Raw genomic sequence first — 20,579 nt, forward strand, 5'->3', positions numbered from 1 at the left:
CCCGCCAAATCATCACTGCCGCAGTGCTTTCAACTGCCAGTACCGCGCTGGCCGCACACATGGCCGCGCAGGTTCCACTGCGAATCCTGCGGGCGCACAAGCACACCGGCGGCCAACATACCCAGGACGCGGGCGAGGGTCGCGCGCTCGGCGCTGGTCGGCGTCAAGGGGCACGACGATCATGGAACACGGCCGGGATGTGGCCGCCACCGCGCACCGGTGAGACTGTGCGGTCCGGTTCTCTATTACTGTGAATCAGTTTCTGATTCACAGTAAGAAAAATGCTTGAACAACCCGGGACATTGCGGGCAATTCTCGAAATCGCTGCTGGGTCACGCGATTCGGTCGCTACGCTGAGCGGGCTTTGCCTTCGTTCGGTAGGTGGTTGTGTCCCATCCCAGGTACACCGCCGCCACTACCGATGAAGGGAGAGGATGTGGCGAAGAAGAAGCCACGGAACCGGAAGCCCTCGGCAGTCATCCGACTGACAGCCGAGGTTTCCGTGCGTAGTCCTTGGCTGCTGGCGGTGGGTTGCATCCCGTTGCCAGCGGTGGTGCTGCAGTTGTGGTCTCGATGATCCTGCCCTGCTGACACCGTGAGGACGGGGGTCAGGCCGTCGGGTCTGACCCCCTGCGTGCTTTCAGACTGTCTTGAAACACTCCGCAACTCTAGCGGGTGACTCACCGTGGATCTCATCGTTCAAATTATTTGGACGATGTCTCGCACAAATTATCGTTCCAGTTATCGTTCTTGGTTATCACGCAGATCATCACTCTGGTTGTCACGAAAACCATCACTCTGGTTATCGTTCCCGCCATCGTTCCTGACACCAGCGCAACGAACATTCCTTACAACTGCTGCAGATACGCGCGATGCATCGCCCGGAGACTCGATTACAACGGCGCTGGGGAGTCTACGGGACCGGCAGCCCGAGGTGCTGGGCACCGAACGAGGCCAGGCACAGCGCGTCGGCCTAGTCGTCACCGCGGAGCGTGGCAGCGGGCCACAGCTTGGCCACCGCCACGGCTACGTCGACTTTGCCCGCGCTGCCGTTGTCTGTGGCCCACTTCGCGCGCGAGGTCGGCGGGCACACCATGACCGGGATCCCCAGCGAGGCACACACATTGTAGAGCTTGCCGCGGTACCAGGCCGAATCGTGCTGGCCGGGCCCGCGCACACCGAGCGCCGGGCCTTCGAGCACGACCAGCTCGGCGTCGCGCGGCACGCGGCCCATGGTGCGGTCGCGCAAGCCGACCAGCCGGTGCGAGCGCTGCGCCCAGGTGTCACCTTTCTTTCCGACCGAGGCGATGGTGGAACTGGACCGCATCGAGCGGCCACGGATCGCCGGGCGGGGTGGTGCGGATGATCGCGATCCCGGTACTGATCAGGCCCGCGAAGGTCAAGGCCGAGAACGAGTTACGGCGACCACACGCCAGCAGCGCCATGATCTGCTGACACCGGACAAGGCCACCATGCTGCTGGAAGCCCGCAGCCCCGCCACCCTTCGCGGTAGACTACCGACCGTCAACTGGAACGGGTTCGAATACTACGAATTGCCCACGGTCGCAGGTTTTTATCCACGCCGGGGCGAACTACGACGCTGATCTGGTGGGGTCAGAATCTGCGCCCCCGATCACATCTCCGGTTGCAACCGCAAGGCGGAAACAGCCTCCGCGAGGGCCGCATTCAACAGCTCGGCGTAGGTATCGAGGTTTGCGATGGTGGCGGGGTCGGCGTGTAGGGAGAGGGTGATGGTGTTGCCGAGGCCGTGGATGCCGTGGGTGAGGCGCATGACCGAGCCGATGGCGGGGAAGCCTGCGGTGAAGCGGACCGGGCCTCCCGCGAGGGAGAGGTCGGCGGGGCCGCGGTGGACGCTGGAGATAACAGTGTGGCCGGAAACCCGTTGGGGTAGTTGGTCCATCGGGTAGCCCATGATGTCGCGGCGCAGGATGGGGGCGGGGATGGCTGCGGTGGCGCGGGATCTGGATTCCTGGAGCGGGTGTTCGGCGCGATGGCGGCGCTGGGACATGTCCGCGGCGATGCGGTCGGCACGGCGCGGGAGGTTCGGCTCCCGGATGGACAGGTCGACGGTGAGGTCGCGGTAGCTGTTTCGGGGGCCGGAGTCGGTGGCTACCGCCATCGGGACCTGGGCCAGGAGGGAATCGGCGGTTTCGGCTCGGGAATCCAGATAGCGCTGAAGAGCGAGCGAGATCGCGGTCGCCGCGATCACCGTGACGGTATGACCGGCAACCTTCAGGTCCGGCGCGGCGTGCACGAGCATGCGGGCGGTGTGGGCCGCGGGGGCGGAACCGGTGCCGTTCAGCAGGTTCGGCGGGCCGGTGCGAGCCGGGGGTGGGATCACACCGGCGGAGGTCAATTCGGCAAGGCGTTGTTCGGCGCGATAGGCGGCGAAACCTCGGAATACCGTGCGCGCCATGGCTATCGGGAATCTCGGGATCGCCATGGCGGCTGCGGGCCAACCCTCGGGGATCATCCGGGAGAGCGAATTCGATAGGGATGCAGCGGTTTTCGCAGTGGGATCGCTCGAATCGGTGAAGAGGGCGCGAGCCAGGGTCGCGGCGCGGCGGCCGTCGGCGAGCGCGTGTGAGAGTTGCAGGACCGCGATCAACGCCGGTTCCCCGGCCGCGAAACCGGGCGCGGCCGTGATGTTTCGGAACAGGTGCAGTCGCCAGGGACGATGGGCGGCATCCAGGGTGCCGCCGAGTAGGTCGCCGACCGCGGTGGTGAGCGCACCCCAGTCCCGCTCCGGCGGCTCATGCTCGAGCACCTGCTCATCGAGGAATTCGCAAGTCGCCCAAATGGGATACGCAATGTTTGCAGGGGTGGCCAGCACGCGCACCAGCAAATCCGGAATGCGGGTGACCCGATCCGCGATGGATCGCCGGAGAACAGCGGTCGGCTCCGCCGTCTCCGCGAACGCGTAGAGCAGGAACAGATCATTGGGGGTGCGGGTGGAGAGCCAGTACATGGTGGCGTCCCGGGGCGTCAGGGCGGTACCGGCCAGGTTCACCCGACGAGCCTAACGAAAGGCCATACGGGGCACGGACTCTGGGTGCTACCGTTTGTAGTAGAAGCCTTACCATTCTCTTCGGGGGCGGGTGACCGCAATGGCAACTCGTAATCGTCTGGCCGAACAGGCCGATGCGGCGGATGAGCGGTATCAGGCCGCGTCATTCCTCAAAAGATCCATCAACAAGGTGTTTCCGACACACTGGTCGTTTCTGCTCGGTGAAATAGCGCTGTACAGCTTCATCATTCTGCTGCTGTCCGGCGTGTATTTGACCTTGTTCTTCGATCCGTCCATGACCGAGGTCACCTACAACGGCGCATTTCAACCGCTGCGCGGCGTCACCATGTCGCGCGCCTACGAATCCGCGCTCGATATCTCCTTCGACGTCCGCGGCGGACTATTCGTCCGGCAGGTGCACCACTGGTCCGCGCTGCTGTTCTCCGCGTCCATGATCGTGCACCTGTGCCGTGTCTTCTTCACCGGCGCCTTCCGCAAACCCCGCGAGGCGAACTGGGTGATCGGCGCGATCCTGTTGATACTGGCCATGTTCGAAGGATTCTTCGGCTACTCGCTGCCCGACGATCTGCTGTCCGGCACCGGCCTGCGCGCCGCCTTCGCCGGCATCACCATGGGCGCGCCCATCATCGGCACCTGGCTGCAATGGCTCATGTTCGGCGGCGACTTCCCCGGCGACATCATCATCCCGCGGCTCTACATCGCGCACGTACTGCTCATACCCGGAATCATGTTGGCGCTCATCGCCGCTCACATCGCACTGGTCTGGTATCAGAAGCACACCCAGTACCCCGGGCCCGGCCGCACCGAACGCAATGTGATCGGCACCCGCATCGTGCCGGTGTTCTCCCTCGACCAGGGCGCGTTCTTCGCCTTCACCCTCGGCGTCGTCGCCATCATGGGCGGCATCCTGCAGATCAATCCGATCTGGAATCTGGGGCCCTACAACCCATCCCAGGTTTCCGCGGGCACCCAGCCGGACTTCTACATGATGTGGACAGACGGCTTCCTGCGCCTGTTCCCGGCCTGGGAACTGCATATCTTCGGGCATATGGTGCCCGGCGCGTTCTCGGTGGGACTGGTCATGCCGATCATCTTCGGCCTGCTCATCGGTTATCCGTGGATCGAGAAACGGCTCACCGGTGATGTGGCCCGGCACAATCTGCTGCAGCGACCGCGAGATGTGCCGGTGCGCACGGCAATCGGGGCCATGTCACTGATGTTCTATCTCATCCTCACCCTGGCCTGCGTCAACGACATCATCGCGCTGCAATTCCACATTTCGCTGAACGCGACCACCTGGGGCTTCCGCATCGCGCTGCTGTTCGGGCCGCCGCTGGCGTACTTCGCGGCCTACCGGCTCTGCCTCGGCCTGCAACGCGGCGACCGCGCGGTACTCGAGCACGGCATCGAAACCGGTGTGGTGCGCCGACTTCCGCACGGCGAGTACATCGAGCTGCATCAACCGCTCGGTCCCGTCGACGCACACGGGCATCCGGTACCGCTGGAATATCAGGGCGCGAAGGTGCCCCGGAAGATGAACGAACTCGGTGCGGCCGGGCGACCCGGTACCGGGAGCTTCTTCCGCGCCGACCCGCCCGCCGAGCGGGACAGCAATGCCGAGATCGAGCGCGAGGCCGAGCACACGCAGCTGGCCGTACTGCGGCGCGCGCAGGACAACGGCAACGGCAACGGGCACTAGCGGCAACAGGCACTAGAAGCACCGGACACAGCCGCGAGGCCCGCCGCATCGGCGGGCCCGGAACGCGAAAAGCCCCGAGTCCAATTCGACTCGGGGCCCTGCTATCTCGGTTCAGCCGACCACTCAGGCCCGCTTGAACTCCCCATCGGATACGCCCGCTACGAACGCATCCCACTCACCCGGGGTGAAAGCCAAGACGGGGCCATTGCCGTGTTGCTTGCTGTCACGCACGCCGACATTGCCGTCTACGGAAAAAGCGACCTCTACACAGTTACCGTTGGGGCCGCTATGTTTGCTCTTGCGCCATACGGCGCCTGTGAAATCCACATTCACTGTACTAGCTCCTTTGCTGCGTCAAGCACGAGATCTTGCTGGCATCGATCTTGGTGACGCCGGAATCCGGCATTTACAGCGGATCCTGCGTACGCCGCGAGTTGCACGCAACCTCTCCGTACAACCTGCTCTCTGCACTTCACGATGGGAATGCACCCCCGATGGCCGTTCCCGCGCTAAACACTAGCAGGGTTCGTCATAAGGAGATCGCATTCTTTCGTTTTCAATCAGCAAATTTAGGGCAAGGTTAACCAGCTAATTATTTGCCTAGAAATAGCCGAACTTTCGAGCGCATGAATTATGAAGGCCGCAATTAAGTTGTCGGCGCATTTGCGCACCTTTCCGCAAACGCACACCGCGCTGGTCGCCACGGCATCGGGGATCATGGACCGCATGGGCGAACAGCCGCAGGACGAGACCGCACGAGACCGCGACGATGACGGGCGTGCCCGGAATGCCCGACCGCGTGACCGATTTGGGCGGCCGCTGCCCTTCGGCAGCACCGGCGTACCGCGCATTCCCGATGATCTTCAACTCACCCCCGAGGAGACGCTCGACTTCGCACAACGCCTGCTCGACGAGGGCCTGGCCTTCAACGCGCACGAGGTGCTGGAGGCCGCCTGGAAGAACGGTCCGTTCGCCGAGCGGATGCTGTGGCAGGGCCTGGCCCAATACGCCGTTGGCCTGACCCACATTCAGCGCGGAAATTCGAAGGGCGCCCGCACCCTGCTCGAACGCGCGGCGCATCGGCTCACAGCCTTCGGACCACCCCCGTACGACATCGACGCGGCCGGACTCATCGCCCGCGCGCACACCCTGCTCACCGCGCTGGACCGGGAAACACCGCTGTCGGAGGCCGATCTGAGCCCGCAGCTGCGGATTCACTGAAGGCGCAATACCGCTGCCACCGCACACCCGATGTGTGTGCACCCGCAAGAATGCGAAGGATGCGCGATCAGCGAAGACTGCGAAGGCCGGGGCCGCGGTCGACACCCGAGCAACCCGCCTAGCATTGGCCATCGTGCCCGGATTCGGACGATTCGCCCCCAGCCCCTCGGGTGATCTACACCTGGGGAACCTGCGCACCGCCCTGCTCGCCTGGTTGTTCGCCCGCTGCACCGGACGCGGATTCCTGATCCGCCTCGAGGATCTGGATCGCGTGAAAGCCGGTGCGGCCGAACGTCAGCTGGCCGACCTCGCCGCCATCGGACTGGACTGGGACGATCCGGTGGTCCGCCAATCCGAACGCCTGCCGCTGTACGAGGACGCCATCGCGCGCCTGACCGCCGCCGGGCGCACCTACGAATGTTTCTGCACCCGCAAGGAAATTCAACAGGCCGTCACCGCGCCGCACGGTCCCATGGGCGCGTATCCCGGTACCTGTCGCGATCTCACCGAAAACGAACGCGCGCAACGCCGCGCGGCGGGCCGACCAGCGGCCTTGCGCCTGCGGGCGGATGTCACCGAACTGGAGATCACCGACGAGCTGCTCGGCAGTTATCGCGGCGCAATCGACGATCTGGTGCTGCGCCGCGGGGACGGCAGTCCGGCCTACAACCTCGCGGTGGTGGTCGACGACGCCGCCCAGGGCATCGATCAGGTGGTGCGCGGTGACGATCTGCTGCCCTCCACACCCCGGCAGGTGTACCTGGCCACCCTGCTGGGGCTGCCGATCCCGCAATACGCCCATGTGCCACTGGTTCTCAACACCGAGGGACAGCGGCTGGCCAAACGCGACGGCGCGGTCACCCTGCACGATCGAATCGCGCTCGGTGAGACTCCGGCGCAGGTCCGGGGCGCGCTCGCGGCCTCGCTGGGCTACTCGGACGCAACCACAACCTCGCAGTTACTCACCGGATTCCGGCCGGACACCTTGCCGAAAGAACCATGGCGACTCGACCCTAACGGGTTGTTGCAACCCTGGTCAGGTCCGTAACGTACGCAACCGACCCAGATCCCGAACGAATTCGACGAGGACGGCGAGAACAATGACGAGCGGTGGGTACGACCCCAACCAGTATCCGCAGGGCGGCCAGCCGTACGGGCAGCAGCCGTACCCGCAGGGCCAGCCTTACGGCCAGCAGCCCCAACAGCCCTATGGGCAGTCCGACCCCTACGGTCAGCAGCCGCAGCAGCCCTACGGGCAGCAGCCGCCGTCGGATCCGTACGGTCAGCAGCAGCCGCCGGCCTACGGCCAGCAGCCCGGCTTCGGTCAGCAGCCGGCCGACGGCTACGGGCAGCAGCCCCCGGCCTACGGCCAGCAGCCGCAGCAGCCCTACGGCCAGCCCTACCAGCCGTACGGCGGCCAGCCGGGTTACGGCGCACCGGGTTTCGGTGGCGGCTCACAGCCCGGTGACCTGTGGCTGCGCCTCGCGGCGCGCATCATCGACAGCCTGATCGTCGGCATCCCCGCCGGAATCATCTACGTGCTGCTGCCGGGCAAGCTCGGCTGGGCCTGGGAGGTGCTGGTCCCGGTTCTGCTGTTCGGTTACTTCGTACTGCTGGAGTCCTCGCAGGGCGCGACCTTCGGCAAGAAGATCCTCGGCCTCAAGGTGCTCGCCCCCGGCGGCGGCAATGTGGATCCGGCCACCTCGGCCAAGCGCAACCTGTTCGTGCTCGTGCAGCTGATCCCGTGCCTGGGCTGGCTGGTCAGCATCGGTGCGCAGATCTACATCGCGGTCACCATCGAGCAGGATCCGAACAAGCAGGGCTGGCACGACAAGTTCGCCGGCGGCACCCAGGTCGTCAAGGGCTGACAACAGCTGACAACGGCTAGATGAAGCGGGGCGCATCCATCGAATGGATGCGCCCCGCAGTCGTTTCCGGCCGAACTAGGAGCTGCCGATGAAGGCCGCGCCGATGATCAGCCACAGCACGATGCCCAGCGCCAGCCCCGCCGCGCCGACCCAGATACCGCCCTGCGCGAGACCCCGGCCTTCCTGCCCGGAGGTCTTCACCTGATTCAGCGCCACCACGCCGAGAATCAGGCCGACCAGCGAACCGATCGGCAGGAAGCAGAAGAACAGCGTGGACAGGCCCAGCACCGAGACGATCAGCGAGGCGATGGCCATGCCGCTCGTCCCCGGACCGGCGGGCTGAAACCCGTACGGCTGATAACCCTGCGGCTGACCGTAGGGCGCGGCGGGCGGCGGATACGCGCCCGGCGCGGGCTGTGCGTAACCACCCGAACCGGGCTGCTGGAAGCCACCGGAGTTGGGTTGCTGGAACCCGCCGGAGTTGGGTTGTGCGTAACCGCCCGACGGATTCGCCTGCGGCGGTGGATAACTCGGATACTGCAGCGGCTGCGGGGTGGCGTCCACGGGCTTGTGCAGATTGGGTGCGGACGAGTATCCGGCCGGAGGCGGTGGCGGTTGCTGCGCCCCCGCGTCGCTCGGGGCGCTGTCACCCCCGTACTGCTTCCACCACTCGTCGGAATCCCCGGATTGCGTCATTGCTTCAGCCTATGCCACCCCACCAGCCCATAACCATCGATCGCAGCGGGGATACTGCTCGGGTGAGCGATACGAAAACGGTCGATTCGGACCGATCTGGACACCCCGCGCCCGAGCACGCAGCATTCGCGTCGGCCGCGGGGGGCTACTACACGCAGGTGGTCGTGGTCTTCACCGCGGTCCTGCTGATCTCCAATATCTGCGCCACCAAGGGCGTGCAGTTCTTCGCCGACAAGCACGCCTCGCTCGGCCCGATCCAATTGCTGCCGATCAATACCGACGGCGCGTTCTTCCTCTTCCCCATCGCCTACGTGATCGGCGACATCCTCAGCGAGGTCTACGGCTTCAAGGCCACCCGCCGCGCCGTCTACTACGGCTTCGGGATGCTGCTGCTCATGGTCGGCACCTTCTGGATCGCCATCGGCCTGCCCGCGGCGGACTTCTACGAGAACCAGGACTCGTTCCGCAATGTCCTGGGCACCACACCGCAATTGGTGCTCGCCGGACTCGCCGGATACTTCGTCGGCCAGTTCCTGAACTCGGTCACCCTGGTGATGATCAAGGAACGCACCAAGGAGAAGCATCTCTGGGCGCGCCTGCTCGGCTCCACCGTGGCCGGTGAGTTCGGCGACACCCTGGTGTTCTGCTCCATCGCCGCCACCGCCATCGGCATCCACACCTGGCCCGACTTCATCAACTACGTGCTGGTCGGGTTCATCTGGAAGACCTTGGTGGAGGCCATGATCCTGCCCATCAGCTACCGCTGCATCGCCTTCCTGAAGAAGCGCGAGACCAGCTACCGCCCGCGCGAGCGCTCGGCGCTCTACGAGTAGGCGGCCACGGCGCGATCGCCGCGTGCGTCGCGGCGATCGCGCAAACGCGCGTATTCCCTTGCCATATCGATGATCTCGGTGTCGGACAACCCGCAGATCCGCGCGAATTCGAGGTGCCCGTCGGTGACCTCACCGTGCGTGCGCACCAGCGCCGCCTTGAACCCGAGCACCGCGCTCACCCGCAATACCGCGCGCGCCGCGGTCGAACCGTTCGCCTCGATCACTGTCAGTCCCGGCATCCCTGCCTCCTCATCTCGGCGTCGAGATGATCGTCGCGCGCGCGGGGAGCCGGAACAATGGCTATCTGTGCATGGATCGATTAGCCAGGCTCACTGATCCACGCGCGGGTCACAGCTCGGGGGCCTTGATGCGGCCGCGCCACTGACCCAGGAACTCGGTCTTGTAGTCGGCGAAGTACCCGCCCTCGATGCTCTCGCGAATGCGGTCCACCAGGCGAATGGTGAAGCGCTCGTTGTGGATCGTGCACAGCGTGGAGGCCAGGATCTCCTTGGCCTTGAACAGATGATGCAGGTAGGCGCGGGTGTAGTTGGCGCAGGTGTAGCAGTCGCAGGTCTCGTCGATGGGGGTGAAATCGCGACGGAACCGGGCGGTGTCGATATTGAACCGGCCCTTGTCCACGTAGATGGCGGCATTGCGCGCCACCCGGGACGGATTCACGCAATCGAAGGTGTCCGCACCGTTCTCGACCGCAACGAACACATCCTCCGGTTCGGAGATGCCGAGCATATGGCGCGGCTTGTGCTCGGGCAGCTCATCGCAGCACCAGCCGACGATGGTGCCGAGATTGTGCTTCTCCAGCGCGCCGCCGATACCGTAACCGTCGAATTCCGTTCCGGCGGCACCGCGTAACGCTTCGAGATCGCGAGAAGCCTTGCGGCGCAGGTCTTCATACTGCGCGCCCTGGATGACGCCGAACAGCGCCTGATACGGGCGATGCGTGCGCGCGTCGGTGAGCCGCTCGTGCTCGTCCAGGCAGCGCTGCGCCCAGCGGCGGGTGCGCTCCAGCGATTCCTCTTGGTAGCCACGGGTATTCATGAGCGTGGTGAGCTCGTCGAAGGCGAACATGATGTCCGCGCCGAGCTGATGCTGAATGCCCATGGACACCTCGGGCGTGAAGCGATGCCGCGAACCGTCCAGGTGCGAACGGAAGGTGACGCCGTCATCGTCGACGTGCGCCAGGCGCTCCTTGCCCTTGGCGATCACATCGTCGTTCTGCACGCCGACCGATTCCATCGCGAGCACCTTCTTGAAGCCGACGCCCAGCGACATGACCTGGAAACCGCCGCTGTCGGTGAAGGTGGGGCCGGGCCAGTTCATGAACTTCGACAGCCCGCCCGCCTCGTCCACGATGTCCGAGCCCGGCTGTAGATACAGGTGATAGGCGTTGGCCAGCAGCGCCTGCGAACCGATTTCCTTCATGGTCTCGGGCAGCACCGCTTTCACGGTCGCCTTCGTCCCGACCGGGATGAACGCGGGCGTGGCGATATCCCCGTGCGGGGTGCTGATCAGCCCGGATCGGCCATGGTGGCCGTCCAGACGGGTACCGACCTTGAACGAGAATTCGGATGCAGACACCCGCCCATCCTCCCAGGCGGGTGTCCGCGCATCCCATGCGGTCTAGCTGCTCGACTTCGAGAGTTCGATCGCCTCGGGCTCCTCGTCCTCGTCGATCGGGGCGGCGAATTGCGCCTGGTAGAGGCGGAAGTACGCACCGCGTTCGGCGAGCAGGCGATCGTGCGTGCCGGTCTCGACAATCCGGCCCTTCTCCATGACGACGATCAGATCGGCATCGCGGATGGTCGAAAGGCGGTGTGCGATAACGAAACTGGTGCGATCCCGGCGCAGCGCCGCCATGGCGTGCTGCACCAGCAACTCGGTGCGGGTGTCGACCGAACTGGTGGCCTCGTCCAGGATCAGAATCGAGGGCTTGGCCAGGAACGCGCGCGCGATGGTGATGAGCTGCTTCTCACCGGCGCTGACGCCGGAGCCCTCCTCATCGATCATGGTCTCGTAGCCGTGCGGCAGCGCGTGCACGAAACGATCCACATATGCCGCCCGCGCGGCCGCGAGGATCTCGTCCTCGGAGGCGTTCGGGTTGCCGTACGCGATGTTCTCCTTGATGGTGCCGCCGAACAGCCAGGTGTCCTGCAGCACCATCCCGATGCGAGAACGCAAGTGGTCCCGCGTGATTCGGGTGATATCCACATCGTCGATGGTGATGGCGCCGGAATCCACCTCGTAGAACCGCATGAGCAGATTCACCAGCGTGGTCTTGCCCGCACCGGTCGGCCCGACGATCGCCACCACGTGCCCGGGTTCGGCGACCAGCGAGAGTTCCTCGATGATCGGGGTTTCCGGCTCGTACCGGAAGGACACGTTCTCGAACGCGACCCGGCCGCGGTCCACCGGCCGCGAATCCTCGATCTCGGGATCGGGCACCTGCTCGTCGGTGTCCAGGATCTCGAAAATGCGCTCCGCCGAAGCGACTCCGGATTGCAGCATGTTGATCATCGAGCCGATCTGGGTGAGCGGCTGGGTGAATCCTCGCGAGTACTGGATGAACGCCTGCACCTCACCGAGGGACAGCTGACCCGAGGCCACGCGCAGGCCGCCGACCACCGCGATCAGCACGTAGTTCAGGTTCCCGAGGAACATGATCGCGGGCATGATCAGCCCGGAGATGAACTGCGACTGGAACGAGGCGTTGTACAGCTTGTCGTTGGTGTCGTCGAAGCGCTCGCCGACCTCGCGCACGCGGCCGAACGCGCTCACCACCTCGTGCCCGGTGAAGGCCTCTTCGACCTGGGCGTTGGCCTGGCCGGTCAGCTTCCACTGATCCACGAAATGCGGCTTCGAGCGCTTGGCGATCTGCGCGGTGACGATGACCGCCAGCGGCACGGTGAGCAGCGCGATCAGCGCAAGCAGCCAGGAGATCCAGAACATCATGCCCAGGATGCCGATTACCGACAGCACCGAGATGAGCAGCTGGCTCATGGTCTGATTCAGCGTCTGCGCCACATTGTCGACGTCATTGGTGACGCGGGAGAGCACATCGCCGCGCGGCATGGAGTCGAAGTAGCTCAGCGGCAGGCGGTGGATCTTCTCCTCGATCTCCCCGCGCAGCCGCTTGACCGTCCGGTTGATCACCACATTGAGCAGGTACGCCTGCAACCAGCCGAACACCGAGGAGCCGACGTACAGCGCGAGCACCAGCGCCAGCACGTGGCCGACGGCCGTGAAATCAACGCCAACACCGGGAATCACGTCCATGCTGGCGAGCATGTCGGCGAAGGTCTTGTCACCGCCCTGGCGCAGCGCCTCGACGGCCTGATCCTTGCTGGTGCCCGGCGGCAGGCTCTGGCCGAGCTGTTTGCCGACCACACCGTCGAAGATGAGGTTGGTGGCCTTGCCGAGAATCTGCGGACCCAGCGTATTGAGCACCACCGAACCGATGGCGAGCACCAGAACGACTGTGAGATAGAAGCGTTCGGGCGCGAGGCGGCGCATGAGCCGCTTCAGCGAGGGTCCGAAGGATTTGGCCTTGGTATCCGGCGCGCCGGGATTCGGTGCTCCGGGCCTCATCGGACCTCCTCCGCGCTGAACTGGGACTCCACGATCTCCCTGTATTCCCTGCAGTCGCGCAGCAATTGGTCGTGCGTGCCGATGCCCGCCATGGCGCCGTCCTCCAGCACCACGATCTGATCGGCATCCCGGATGGTCGAAATGCGTTGCGCCACAATGATCACCGACGCGTCGGCGGTTTCGGGGCGCAGGGCGTCACGCACCCGCACATCGGTGGCGACGTCGAGGGCGGAGAAGCAGTCGTCGAAAAGGTAGACGCGCGGCCTGCGCACCAGGGCGCGGGCGATGGCCAGGCGCTGGCGCTGACCGCCCGAGACGGTCGTACCGCCCTGTGCCACAGGGGTTTCCAGTCCCTGCGGCATATCCCGCACGAAGTCCGCGGCCTGCGCGATCTCCAGTGCGTGCCACAGTTCGGCATCGGTGGCGTCCGGTTTGCCGTAGCGCAGATTCGAGCCGATGGTGCCGGAGAACAGGTACGCCTTCTGCGGCACCAGGCCGATCTGATTGCGCAGCCGCTCCAATTCGATATGGCGCACATCGGTGCCGCCCACGTAGAGCGCGCCGTCGGTGACATCGATGAGCCGCGGGATCAGATTGACCAGCGTGGTCTTACCCGCACCGGTCGCACCCACGATGGCGGTGGTGGTGCCGGGTTCGGCGCGGAACCGAATCGCCCGCAGCACCGGCTTTTCCGCGCCCGGGAACTTGAATTCGGCGAACTGGAAATCCACGATCGCCGGATCTTCCTTGAAGTCCTGCGGCAGCCGCGGTTCGGTCACCGAGGATTCGGTGTCCAGCACCCCGGCGATGCGCTCGGCCGAGACCGCCGCGCGCGGGGCCATCATGGCCAGGAACGAGGCCATCATGACCGCGGTCAGGATCTGCATGATGTAGGACAGCATCGCGGTGAGCGAGCCGATCTGCATGGTGCCGTTGTCGACGCTGTGCCCGCCGAACCAGATCACGCCCACGGCGGTCACATTCGAGATCAGCATGACCAGCGGGAACATCAGCGCCATATAGCGGCCGACATACAGCGACTGTTCGGTGAGCTCGGTATTGGCGACGCCGAAACGCCACGCCTCCTGCCGTTCGCGCACGAAGGCGCGCACCACGCGGATGCCCGTGATCTGTTCGCGCAGTACACGATTCACCGCGTCGATGCGTTCCTGCATGCGCCGGAAGCCGGGCACCATGCGGGCGATGATCAGGGCCATGGCCAGGCCGAGCGCGGGCACCGCGATGAGCAGCAGCCAGGACAGGCCCAGACTCTGGCGCAGCGCCATGATGATGCCGCCGACGCACATGATGGGGGCCATCACCAGGATGGTCGCGCTCATCAGCACCAGCAGCTGTACCTGCTGCACGTCATTGGTATTGCGGGTGATCAGCGAGGGCGCGCCGAAGACGCCGACCTCACGCGCGGAGAAGGTGCCGACCCGGTGCAGCAGGCCCGCGCGCATATCGCGGCCCGCGCCCATGGCGGCCTGTGCGCCCAGATAGACCGAGATGCCCTGGGCGATGATCTGCACGCCGGTGACGGCGAGCATCATCAGACCGGTGCTCCAGATGTAGCCGATATCGCCCTTGGTGACACCTTTGTCGATGATGTCGGCGTTCAGGCTCGGCAGGTAGAGCATGGCGATGACCGATATCAATTGCAGTACGACGACCCCCGCCAACTGCTTGCGGTAGGGCGCCAAGAAGGTGCGGAGTAGTCGAATCAACATGATGCTGGCAGGCTACCGCCATAGCGGGAACCTAGGCGCGACGTTTTCCCAGCTTGCCGATGAACCCCCGGATGAACTGCGGTGTTCGCCGTCGCCACCCAGGTGAAATGTGATCATTTCATTTAATATGGTGTGCCACGTCACAGCGCTCAGATATCCGGGCGATCCAGATCCTGCCACTGCGTGGCGGTCGAACCCTCCGACGAGCGGGCGCGCCGGGTCCAGGCGTCCGGATCGTGCAGCAGCTCGTCCAGGAACGACGGCAGCAGATCGTGCGCGATATCGGCGATGGTCACGCGCTCGAGCACCGAGCGGATATTGACCCGCAATCCGATCCACACCCGCTGCAGCGGTTCGGCCGCTCCGGTGTAGCTGACATCCTCCGGACGCTGTCCGCGCACCGAGGCGAGCGGTCCTTCGACGGCGCGAATGACATCGGCGATGGTGATTTCGCCGGCCGGGCGGCCGAGTCGATAACCACCGTCGGGTCCGCGCCGACTGGTCACCAATTTGCCGCGCCGCAGATCCGCGACAACCGATTCCAGCACCTTCGGCGGAATATCCTGCGCGGCCGAGATGGCATCGGCTTTCACCGAATCCGATTGCGCCTTCGCTATTTCCACGAGGGTGCGCACCGCGTAATCGACCTTCGCGGTGATGTGCACTGCGCTCTCCTGATCTCGTCCGGCGGGTGAACGAAACCTTATCGCGCCACCAACCGTGGATTCAGCACGCCCAGTGCGGCTTCCAGTAATACGCCACCGATCAGTTCCTCCGAGGCCTCCGGCACGCTGTCCTTCGACATCAGCGCCGCGCCGAGCACCTGCATCGCGGCGTACGCGCGCAGCACGGTCTCGTCATCCGCGCCCGGACCGGCGAGCCAGGCACACATGCGCCGGCTGAGTTCGATCATGTCCGGATAACGATCGCCGAGGGCGTTCAGAATTGCGACGGTGTCGCGCATACACAGGGTGCCCGCCGTGCGATGGCCCAGCGTCGATCGCAGATGCGCTTCGAGTACCTCGCGCACGGTCTCGGGGGAATGCGGAATTGCGTCGAGTCCCTCTACCAGAGCACGGAGGTCATCGACCATCGGCTCGACAATAGCTATGAGCAGATCCACTTTCGAGGCATAGTGATAGTAGAGCGATGCTTTTGTGATTCCCACCGCATCGGCTACCTCGCGTAGGCTGCTCTGTTCGAAACCTTTGCTGGTAAATAGCTCAATCGCGGCGTCCCGGATCGCATCTTTCGTGCTTCTACCTGCGACAACTGTTCCCGCCACGCTTCGACCCGCCATGCGCATCATCCTCTCACCGGCTTTCGCGACGCGAGGAACGTCGGAAAAGTCGAGGTTGTTCCTCCGCTTATTCAACGGTTAGTCTACCTACCGCACGGTAGGCAGAAATTACGTGGAGGCGAGGAGCGGACAGCGCGCTCCCGCGGCAGGGCTGTCTACGCGCTCACGACGCACGGTGCAGTGCGAATGAAACCATCGCCCCGAGACCATCGCCAGGAGAACCCCTCGTGTCCGTATACCTCTATAGGTGGGGAAAGTTCGCCTTCCGCCAGAAATGGCTCGTCATCGGAGTCTGGCTCGCCGCCCTGATCGTCATCGGCGGCGTCGGCGGCTCCCTCGCCAAGCCCTTCCAGGACAGCTTCAGCATGCCCGGCCTCCCGTCGGAGCGGGCAACCGAAATCCTCGACAAGCACTTCCCGGGCGCTTCGGCCGACTTCGATCCGGATGCGGTCACCGGCACCTACGTGATCGGCGCGCCCGCCGGTGAGAAGCTCACCGATCCGAAGAACGCGGCGCAGCTGCAGGCCTTCGTCGACAAGCTGAACGGGCTCGACATCGTCGACAAGGCCGTTCCGGCGATGAACCCGATCGATGTCACCAAGAAGATCGGCGAATCCGCCAAGATCGACTGCCTCACCGGCGACCGCAATTCGGCGGACTTCACCGGCATCTGCTCGGCCGCACCGCTGAACGTGCTCGGCAAGGACGGCACCGCCGACTCGGTCGCGACCGTCAAGGCCAAGTACGCCATCGCCAAGTTCTCGGACATCACCAAGGATGACCAGAAGAAGGCGTACGACATCGGCGACGAGGCGCGCGCCAACGGCCTCACCGTCGAGCTGACCGGTTCCATCGCACAGGAACAGGGCGGCTCGCAGGGCACCTCGGAGATGATCGGCATCGCGGTCGCGCTGGTGGTCATGATGATCGGCTTCGGCGCGGTCGTCGCGGCCTTCGTGCCGATCCTCACCGCGCTGGTCGGCGTCGGCACCGCCATCTCCATCATCATGTTCGGCACGCACTGGCTCACGGTGCCGACCTTCACCCCGATCCTGGCGTCCATGATCGGCCTGGCGCTGTCCATCGACTACGCCATGTTCATCGTGTCCAGGTACAAACATGAACTGGCCGTATCGAATTCGCCGGAGGAAGCCGCGGGCACCGCGGTCGGCACCGCCGGATCCGCGGTCATCTTCGCCGGTCTGACCGTCATCATCGCGCTGGCGGGCCTGGCCTTCGTCGGCGTCAGCTTCCTGACCTACATGGGTATCTTCGGCGCGGTCGCGGCCTTCATGGCGGTGCTCGTCGCGGTCACCCTGATGCCCGCGCTGATGGGCGCGTTCGGCCGCTTCCTGTTCAAGCCGAAGCTGCCGCTGGTCGCCAAGCACGATCCCGAGGACGAGAACTCCGTCACCAACGGACAGCGCTTCGCCCGATTCATCGGTAAGGCACCGGCTTTGACGCTGGCCGCCTCGGTGATCCTGCTCGGCCTGCTGGCCGCGCCCGCGCTCAATATGCAGCTGGGTCTGCCCGGCGGCGATTCCATGCCCAAGGATTCGACGCTGCGCAAGGCCTACGACCTGCAGACCGCCGGATTCGGCGAGGGCGCCAACGGCACCCTCATGATCGCCGTGGACATGAGCAAGACCCCCGCCGATCAGCGCACCGAAGCACTGGACGAACTGCGCGCTCAGCTCGGCCCCAAGGGCCCGTACGAGGGTGTGGAGTACCTGACGCACGCCCAGACGAGCAAGGACGGCGAAGCCGCCCTGTTCACGGTCGTGCCCAAGGCCGGACCGAATGACAAGGTCACCAAGGATCTGGTCAAGGACGCCCGCAATGCCGAGTCGAAGTTCAACGACAAGTACGGCATGGAGTACGGAATCACCGGCACCACAGCGATTTACGCGGATGTGTCGGCGGGCCTGCTCAGCAAGATCGTGCCCTACCTGGCCATCGTGGCGGGTGCGGCATTCCTGCTGCTGATCCTGGTGTTCCGCTCGATCCTGGTGCCGCTCACCGCCGCGCTCGGCTTCCTGCTGTCCATGGCGGCCACCTTCGGCGCGACGGTGCTCATCTTCCAGGAGGGCAAGTTCAACCTGGTCGAGGCGCATCCGCTGGTGAGCTTCCTGCCAATCATGTTGATCGGCTTGGTATTCGGTCTCGCGATGGACTACCAGGTGTTCCTGGTGACCCGCATGCGCGAGGAATACGTGCACGGCAAGTCCGCCAAGGAAGCCATGATCAGCGGCTACCACCACGGCGCGCGCGTGGTGACCTCCGCGGCCGTCATCATGATCTCGGTGTTCAGCGCCTTCATGCTGGAACCGAACGTGGTGGCCAAGTCCATGGGCTTCGCCATGGCGGCGGGCGTGCTGCTCGACGCCTTCGTGGTCCGCATGGTGCTCATCCCGTCGCTGCTGGTGCTGATGGGCAAGTGGGCCTGGTGGATTCCGAAGTGGCTGGATCGCGTGCTGCCCGATATCGATGTCGAGGGCGCCAAGCTGGCTGCGCTCAAGGAGTCGTCGGCTCCGGTGTCGATGGACAAGGAACCGGCTGGGGTGTGATCCCCCGATAGCTCGAAAGTCTCGGCCCCGCATCTGGATTCAGGTGCGGGGCCGAGTCGTTTCCGGAGGTGGTCACGCGCGGGCCAGTTCCTCGCCCATGCGGGCGGTGATGGTGATCAGCACGCGGGCGGCGGTCTCCAGGTCTTCGGGCGAGACCGAACCGTAGGCGGGGCCGACGATCTTGCCGGAGGCCGCCCGCACCCGGGCCACCAATTCGCTACCGGCATCGTTGATCTGGATCTCATCGCCGGGCAGCGTGGCCAGCAACTCCTTGCCGACCAACGCCGCGACGGCCGCTTCGACGTCCGCGGGGTCCCACTGGGTCATACCGGCGACCCGGGCGACATGGGCGGTGCGCGGGACCGGAACACCTTGGGCCAGAGCTTGATTCAGGGTGATCCACTGGCGCTCGTCCAGGGTGGTGCCCGCCAGCACGCGGGTCAGCACCGCGGTGTGGTGCTTCTCGGCCTGGCCGATGATCGAGGGGTTCAGGACAGGGGCGGCGGTGGTGGTCATGTCGAGCTCCTCTTGCGGGGTGTTCCGTTCGGTGTGCGGCAATCATGACACTCAGTTCCATAAGTGCGCAAGTGCCAATTTGAACTGAGTTTCTTCAGCGACCCAGTTCCGCAACCGGCTATGATCACCGGCATGACCACGGACGACCGCGCGCTCCCGTTGCGCGAACGCAAGCGCCTGCGCACCCGCCGCGCCCTCGCCGATGTCGCACTGCGCCTGTTCACCGAACAGGGTTTCGACGGCACCAAGGTGGAGCAGCTGGTCGAGGAGGCCGAGGTCTCGCGCAGCACCTTCTTCCGCACCTTCCCGACCAAGGAGGCCGCGGCCACCGAGGCCGAAACCGAGCTTTGGGCGAATTACCTTGCGGCACTGGAAGATCGGGAATTATCCGGTCCCGTGCTCGACGAGCTGCGCGATACCCTCGCCGCGGCCGCGCGGGAGCTGCCGCAGGATTGGGACCGTCGCTATATCGCCACCCGCCGCCTGGTGCTCACCGCGCCCGCCCTCATGGGACATGTGGAGTACCACCGCTCCGGCGTCGAGAAGCAGGTAATCGCCTGCCTCACAACGAAATTGAATCTTCCTGCCGATGATCTGCGCCCGCACATCCTGGCCGAACTGACCACCACCGCCTGGAGTATCGCGGGCCGCGCCTGGGTGGCGGCCGACGGCGACGGCGGCCGCCGAGCCCTTCTCGACCGCCTGCACCATGCCTTCGCAGCCATCCCGTCGGCACTGGAATTGACCGCGAATTAGCCCCGCCGCGAAGCGATCAGGAATCGAGAAGCTTTGCCCCCACCCCCGCTCATATTGTTGTTCACATGAACATCACCGCAGCTCAGACCACCATCAACGCCATCACCCTGGAGGCCGACGACCCGGCCGCGACCACCGCCTTCTACGCCGCCGCGTTCGGCCTGGGCGACCGCCTGCGGGTCCGCGCCGCCCAGGCCCCGTCCACCGGTTTCCGCGGCTTCGTCCTCTCGCTGGTGGTATCGCAGCCCAGCACCGTGGACAGCCTCATGGGCACCGCCGTGGACGCGGGCGCGACGGTCGTGAAGCCCGCCAAGAAGAGTCTCTGGGGCTACAGCGGCGTCCTGCAGTCCCCCGACGGCGTGGTCTGGAAGATCGCCACCTCCGCCAAGAAGGACACCGGCCCGTTCACCCGCGATGTCGACGCGTTCGTCCTGCTGCTCGGCGTCGACGATGTGAAGGCCACCAAGAAGTTCTACGTCGACCAGGGCCTCACCGTCGCAAAGAGTTTCGGCACCAAGTACGTCGAATTCGAGGCCCCGGAGGCCGCACCGGTGAAGCTCGCGCTCTACACCCGCAAATTCGCCGCCAAGGACGCGGGCGTGAGCGCCGAGGGCAGCGGTTCGCATCGCGTCGCGATCCAGACCGACGCCGCCCCTTTCACCGATCTGGACGGTTTCGACTGGGAGCGGATCTAAATTCGCATCGCACGCCCGCAACAATTCGAAACGTTTACATTTCACT

Annotated in this window: 21 protein-coding genes; 9 read left to right on the forward strand and 12 right to left on the reverse strand. The window is 65.1% G+C overall.

Going from position 1 to position 20,579, the window contains the following annotated elements:
* Nucleotides 1-29: 29 nt before the first annotated feature.
* Together ACFVUS_RS20145 and ACFVUS_RS20150 are read right to left on the reverse strand one after the other, a co-directional pair.
* Nucleotides 30-167, reverse strand: a complete 138-nt coding sequence (locus ACFVUS_RS20145; protein ID WP_387768127.1) for a hypothetical protein — start codon at nucleotides 165-167, stop codon at nucleotides 30-32.
* Between the two features lie 806 nt (nucleotides 168-973).
* Nucleotides 974-1,327 (reverse strand): hypothetical protein, encoded by a 354-nt coding sequence (locus tag ACFVUS_RS20150; RefSeq protein WP_387768130.1) that lies wholly within the window; start codon nucleotides 1,325-1,327, stop codon nucleotides 974-976.
* Here ACFVUS_RS20150 and ACFVUS_RS20155 point away from each other — a divergent pair.
* A complete protein-coding gene (locus ACFVUS_RS20155; protein WP_387768133.1) occupies nucleotides 1,308-1,604 on the forward strand; it encodes a hypothetical protein in 297 nt (98 codons plus the stop codon). The two genes, ACFVUS_RS20150 and ACFVUS_RS20155, sit on opposite strands and share 20 nt — an antisense overlap.
* A 29-nt stretch (nucleotides 1,605-1,633) precedes the next feature.
* On the opposite strand, the gene ACFVUS_RS20160 is transcribed toward ACFVUS_RS20155, so the two are convergent.
* Nucleotides 1,634-3,031 carry a wax ester/triacylglycerol synthase domain-containing protein gene (locus ACFVUS_RS20160; RefSeq protein WP_387768136.1) on the reverse strand — a complete coding sequence of 466 codons (1,398 nt, stop codon included), beginning with the start codon at nucleotides 3,029-3,031 and terminating at the stop codon, nucleotides 1,634-1,636.
* Nucleotides 3,032-3,128: 97 nt separating this feature from the next.
* On the opposite strand from ACFVUS_RS20160, the gene ACFVUS_RS20165 reads away from it, so the two are divergent.
* Nucleotides 3,129-4,748, forward strand: a complete 1,620-nt coding sequence (locus tag ACFVUS_RS20165) for a cytochrome bc complex cytochrome b subunit (protein WP_387768139.1) — start codon at nucleotides 3,129-3,131, stop codon at nucleotides 4,746-4,748.
* A 123-nt stretch (nucleotides 4,749-4,871) separates the two neighbouring features.
* Here the strand turns inward: ACFVUS_RS20165 and ACFVUS_RS20170 are convergent, their stop codons facing one another.
* Nucleotides 4,872-5,081 carry a DUF397 domain-containing protein gene (locus tag ACFVUS_RS20170; RefSeq protein WP_387768142.1) on the reverse strand — a complete coding sequence of 70 codons (210 nt, stop codon included), beginning with the start codon at nucleotides 5,079-5,081 and terminating at the stop codon, nucleotides 4,872-4,874.
* A gap of 393 nt (nucleotides 5,082-5,474) precedes the next feature.
* On the opposite strand from ACFVUS_RS20170, the gene ACFVUS_RS20175 reads away from it, so the two are divergent.
* The 3 genes from ACFVUS_RS20175 to ACFVUS_RS20185 all read left to right on the forward strand — a co-directional run bounded on the left by ACFVUS_RS20175 (nucleotide 5,475) and on the right by ACFVUS_RS20185 (nucleotide 7,837).
* The gene (locus ACFVUS_RS20175) at nucleotides 5,475-5,969 is read left to right on the forward strand and encodes a DUF309 domain-containing protein (protein ID WP_387770038.1); all 495 of its coding nucleotides are present in this window, start codon (nucleotides 5,475-5,477) and stop codon (nucleotides 5,967-5,969) included.
* Between the two features lie 133 nt (nucleotides 5,970-6,102).
* On the forward strand, nucleotides 6,103-7,017 hold the full coding sequence (gene gluQRS / locus ACFVUS_RS20180) for a tRNA glutamyl-Q(34) synthetase GluQRS (protein WP_387768145.1): 915 nt from the start codon (nucleotides 6,103-6,105) through the stop codon (nucleotides 7,015-7,017).
* A 52-nt stretch (nucleotides 7,018-7,069) separates the two neighbouring features.
* Nucleotides 7,070-7,837, forward strand: coding sequence for an RDD family protein (locus ACFVUS_RS20185; RefSeq protein WP_387768148.1), 768 nt, complete (start codon nucleotides 7,070-7,072; stop codon nucleotides 7,835-7,837).
* A 75-nt stretch (nucleotides 7,838-7,912) separates the two neighbouring features.
* Here ACFVUS_RS20185 and ACFVUS_RS20190 read toward each other — a convergent pair whose 3' ends face one another.
* Nucleotides 7,913-8,533 (reverse strand): DUF4190 domain-containing protein, encoded by a 621-nt coding sequence (locus ACFVUS_RS20190; protein WP_387768151.1) that lies wholly within the window; start codon nucleotides 8,531-8,533, stop codon nucleotides 7,913-7,915.
* A gap of 62 nt (nucleotides 8,534-8,595) precedes the next feature.
* On the opposite strand from ACFVUS_RS20190, the gene ACFVUS_RS20195 reads away from it, so the two are divergent.
* Nucleotides 8,596-9,366 carry a queuosine precursor transporter gene (locus ACFVUS_RS20195; RefSeq protein WP_364637268.1) on the forward strand — a complete coding sequence of 257 codons (771 nt, stop codon included), beginning with the start codon at nucleotides 8,596-8,598 and terminating at the stop codon, nucleotides 9,364-9,366.
* Here ACFVUS_RS20195 and ACFVUS_RS20200 read toward each other — a convergent pair.
* From ACFVUS_RS20200 to ACFVUS_RS20225, 6 genes are all read right to left on the reverse strand, one after another.
* On the reverse strand, nucleotides 9,357-9,605 hold the full coding sequence (locus ACFVUS_RS20200) for a hypothetical protein (protein WP_387768156.1): 249 nt from the start codon (nucleotides 9,603-9,605) through the stop codon (nucleotides 9,357-9,359). The genes ACFVUS_RS20195 and ACFVUS_RS20200 overlap by 10 nt on opposite strands.
* 109 nt (nucleotides 9,606-9,714) lie before the next feature.
* Nucleotides 9,715-10,962, reverse strand: a complete 1,248-nt coding sequence (gene tgt / locus ACFVUS_RS20205) for a tRNA guanosine(34) transglycosylase Tgt (protein WP_387768159.1) — start codon at nucleotides 10,960-10,962, stop codon at nucleotides 9,715-9,717.
* Nucleotides 10,963-11,004: 42 nt separating this feature from the next.
* Nucleotides 11,005-12,969 carry an ABC transporter ATP-binding protein gene (locus tag ACFVUS_RS20210; RefSeq protein WP_387768163.1) on the reverse strand — a complete coding sequence of 655 codons (1,965 nt, stop codon included), beginning with the start codon at nucleotides 12,967-12,969 and terminating at the stop codon, nucleotides 11,005-11,007.
* Complete coding sequence (locus ACFVUS_RS20215; protein WP_387768166.1) at nucleotides 12,966-14,699, reverse strand: ABC transporter ATP-binding protein; 1,734 nt, start codon at nucleotides 14,697-14,699, stop codon at nucleotides 12,966-12,968. Before ACFVUS_RS20215 ends, ACFVUS_RS20210 begins: the two co-directional genes overlap by 4 nt.
* A 149-nt stretch (nucleotides 14,700-14,848) precedes the next feature.
* Nucleotides 14,849-15,364 carry an RrF2 family transcriptional regulator gene (locus tag ACFVUS_RS20220; RefSeq protein WP_387768169.1) on the reverse strand — a complete coding sequence of 172 codons (516 nt, stop codon included), beginning with the start codon at nucleotides 15,362-15,364 and terminating at the stop codon, nucleotides 14,849-14,851.
* A 38-nt stretch (nucleotides 15,365-15,402) separates the two neighbouring features.
* The gene (locus ACFVUS_RS20225; RefSeq protein ID WP_387768172.1) at nucleotides 15,403-15,999 is read right to left on the reverse strand and encodes a TetR/AcrR family transcriptional regulator; all 597 of its coding nucleotides are present in this window, start codon (nucleotides 15,997-15,999) and stop codon (nucleotides 15,403-15,405) included.
* A gap of 227 nt (nucleotides 16,000-16,226) precedes the next feature.
* On the opposite strand from ACFVUS_RS20225, the gene ACFVUS_RS20230 reads away from it, so the two are divergent.
* Nucleotides 16,227-18,566, forward strand: a complete 2,340-nt coding sequence (locus ACFVUS_RS20230) for an MMPL family transporter (RefSeq protein WP_387768175.1) — start codon at nucleotides 16,227-16,229, stop codon at nucleotides 18,564-18,566.
* Between the two features lie 72 nt (nucleotides 18,567-18,638).
* Here ACFVUS_RS20230 and ACFVUS_RS20235 read toward each other — a convergent pair whose 3' ends face one another.
* Nucleotides 18,639-19,082: a hypothetical protein gene (locus tag ACFVUS_RS20235; RefSeq protein ID WP_387768178.1), complete on the reverse strand. Its 444-nt coding sequence runs from the start codon at nucleotides 19,080-19,082 to the stop codon at nucleotides 18,639-18,641.
* A 132-nt stretch (nucleotides 19,083-19,214) separates the two neighbouring features.
* Between ACFVUS_RS20235 and ACFVUS_RS20240 the strand changes: the two genes are divergently transcribed.
* Both ACFVUS_RS20240 and ACFVUS_RS20245 read left to right on the forward strand, forming a co-directional pair.
* Nucleotides 19,215-19,838, forward strand: coding sequence for a TetR family transcriptional regulator (locus tag ACFVUS_RS20240; protein WP_387768181.1), 624 nt, complete (start codon nucleotides 19,215-19,217; stop codon nucleotides 19,836-19,838).
* 65 nt (nucleotides 19,839-19,903) lie between these two features.
* Entirely contained in the window at nucleotides 19,904-20,533 is a 630-nt protein-coding gene (locus ACFVUS_RS20245) for a glyoxalase (RefSeq protein WP_387768184.1), read from the forward strand.
* Nucleotides 20,534-20,579 lie beyond the last annotated feature (46 nt).

Origin of the sequence: Nocardia sp. NPDC058058 (genome assembly GCF_042885355.1) — a bacterium.
Taxonomy (GTDB): Bacteria; Actinomycetota; Actinomycetes; order Mycobacteriales; family Mycobacteriaceae; genus Nocardia.

Coding starts and splice junctions, on each gene's coding strand:
- ACFVUS_RS20200 (WP_387768156.1), bottom strand. CDS start 9,605: ATGCCGGGACTGACAGTGATCGAGGCGAACGGTTCGACCGCGGCGCGC.
- ACFVUS_RS20165 (WP_387768139.1), top strand. CDS start 3,129: ATGGCAACTCGTAATCGTCTGGCCGAACAGGCCGATGCGGCGGATGAG.
- ACFVUS_RS20175 (WP_387770038.1), top strand. CDS start 5,475: ATGGGCGAACAGCCGCAGGACGAGACCGCACGAGACCGCGACGATGAC.
- ACFVUS_RS20190 (WP_387768151.1), bottom strand. CDS start 8,533: ATGACGCAATCCGGGGATTCCGACGAGTGGTGGAAGCAGTACGGGGGT.
- ACFVUS_RS20240 (WP_387768181.1), top strand. CDS start 19,215: ATGACCACGGACGACCGCGCGCTCCCGTTGCGCGAACGCAAGCGCCTG.
- ACFVUS_RS20210 (WP_387768163.1), bottom strand. CDS start 12,969: ATGAGGCCCGGAGCACCGAATCCCGGCGCGCCGGATACCAAGGCCAAA.
- ACFVUS_RS20150 (WP_387768130.1), bottom strand. CDS start 1,327: ATGCGGTCCAGTTCCACCATCGCCTCGGTCGGAAAGAAAGGTGACACC.
- ACFVUS_RS20225 (WP_387768172.1), bottom strand. CDS start 15,999: ATGGCGGGTCGAAGCGTGGCGGGAACAGTTGTCGCAGGTAGAAGCACG.
- ACFVUS_RS20185 (WP_387768148.1), top strand. CDS start 7,070: ATGACGAGCGGTGGGTACGACCCCAACCAGTATCCGCAGGGCGGCCAG.
- ACFVUS_RS20235 (WP_387768178.1), bottom strand. CDS start 19,082: ATGACCACCACCGCCGCCCCTGTCCTGAACCCCTCGATCATCGGCCAG.
- ACFVUS_RS20245 (WP_387768184.1), top strand. CDS start 19,904: ATGAACATCACCGCAGCTCAGACCACCATCAACGCCATCACCCTGGAG.
- ACFVUS_RS20155 (WP_387768133.1), top strand. CDS start 1,308: ATGGTGGAACTGGACCGCATCGAGCGGCCACGGATCGCCGGGCGGGGT.
- ACFVUS_RS20215 (WP_387768166.1), bottom strand. CDS start 14,699: ATGTTGATTCGACTACTCCGCACCTTCTTGGCGCCCTACCGCAAGCAG.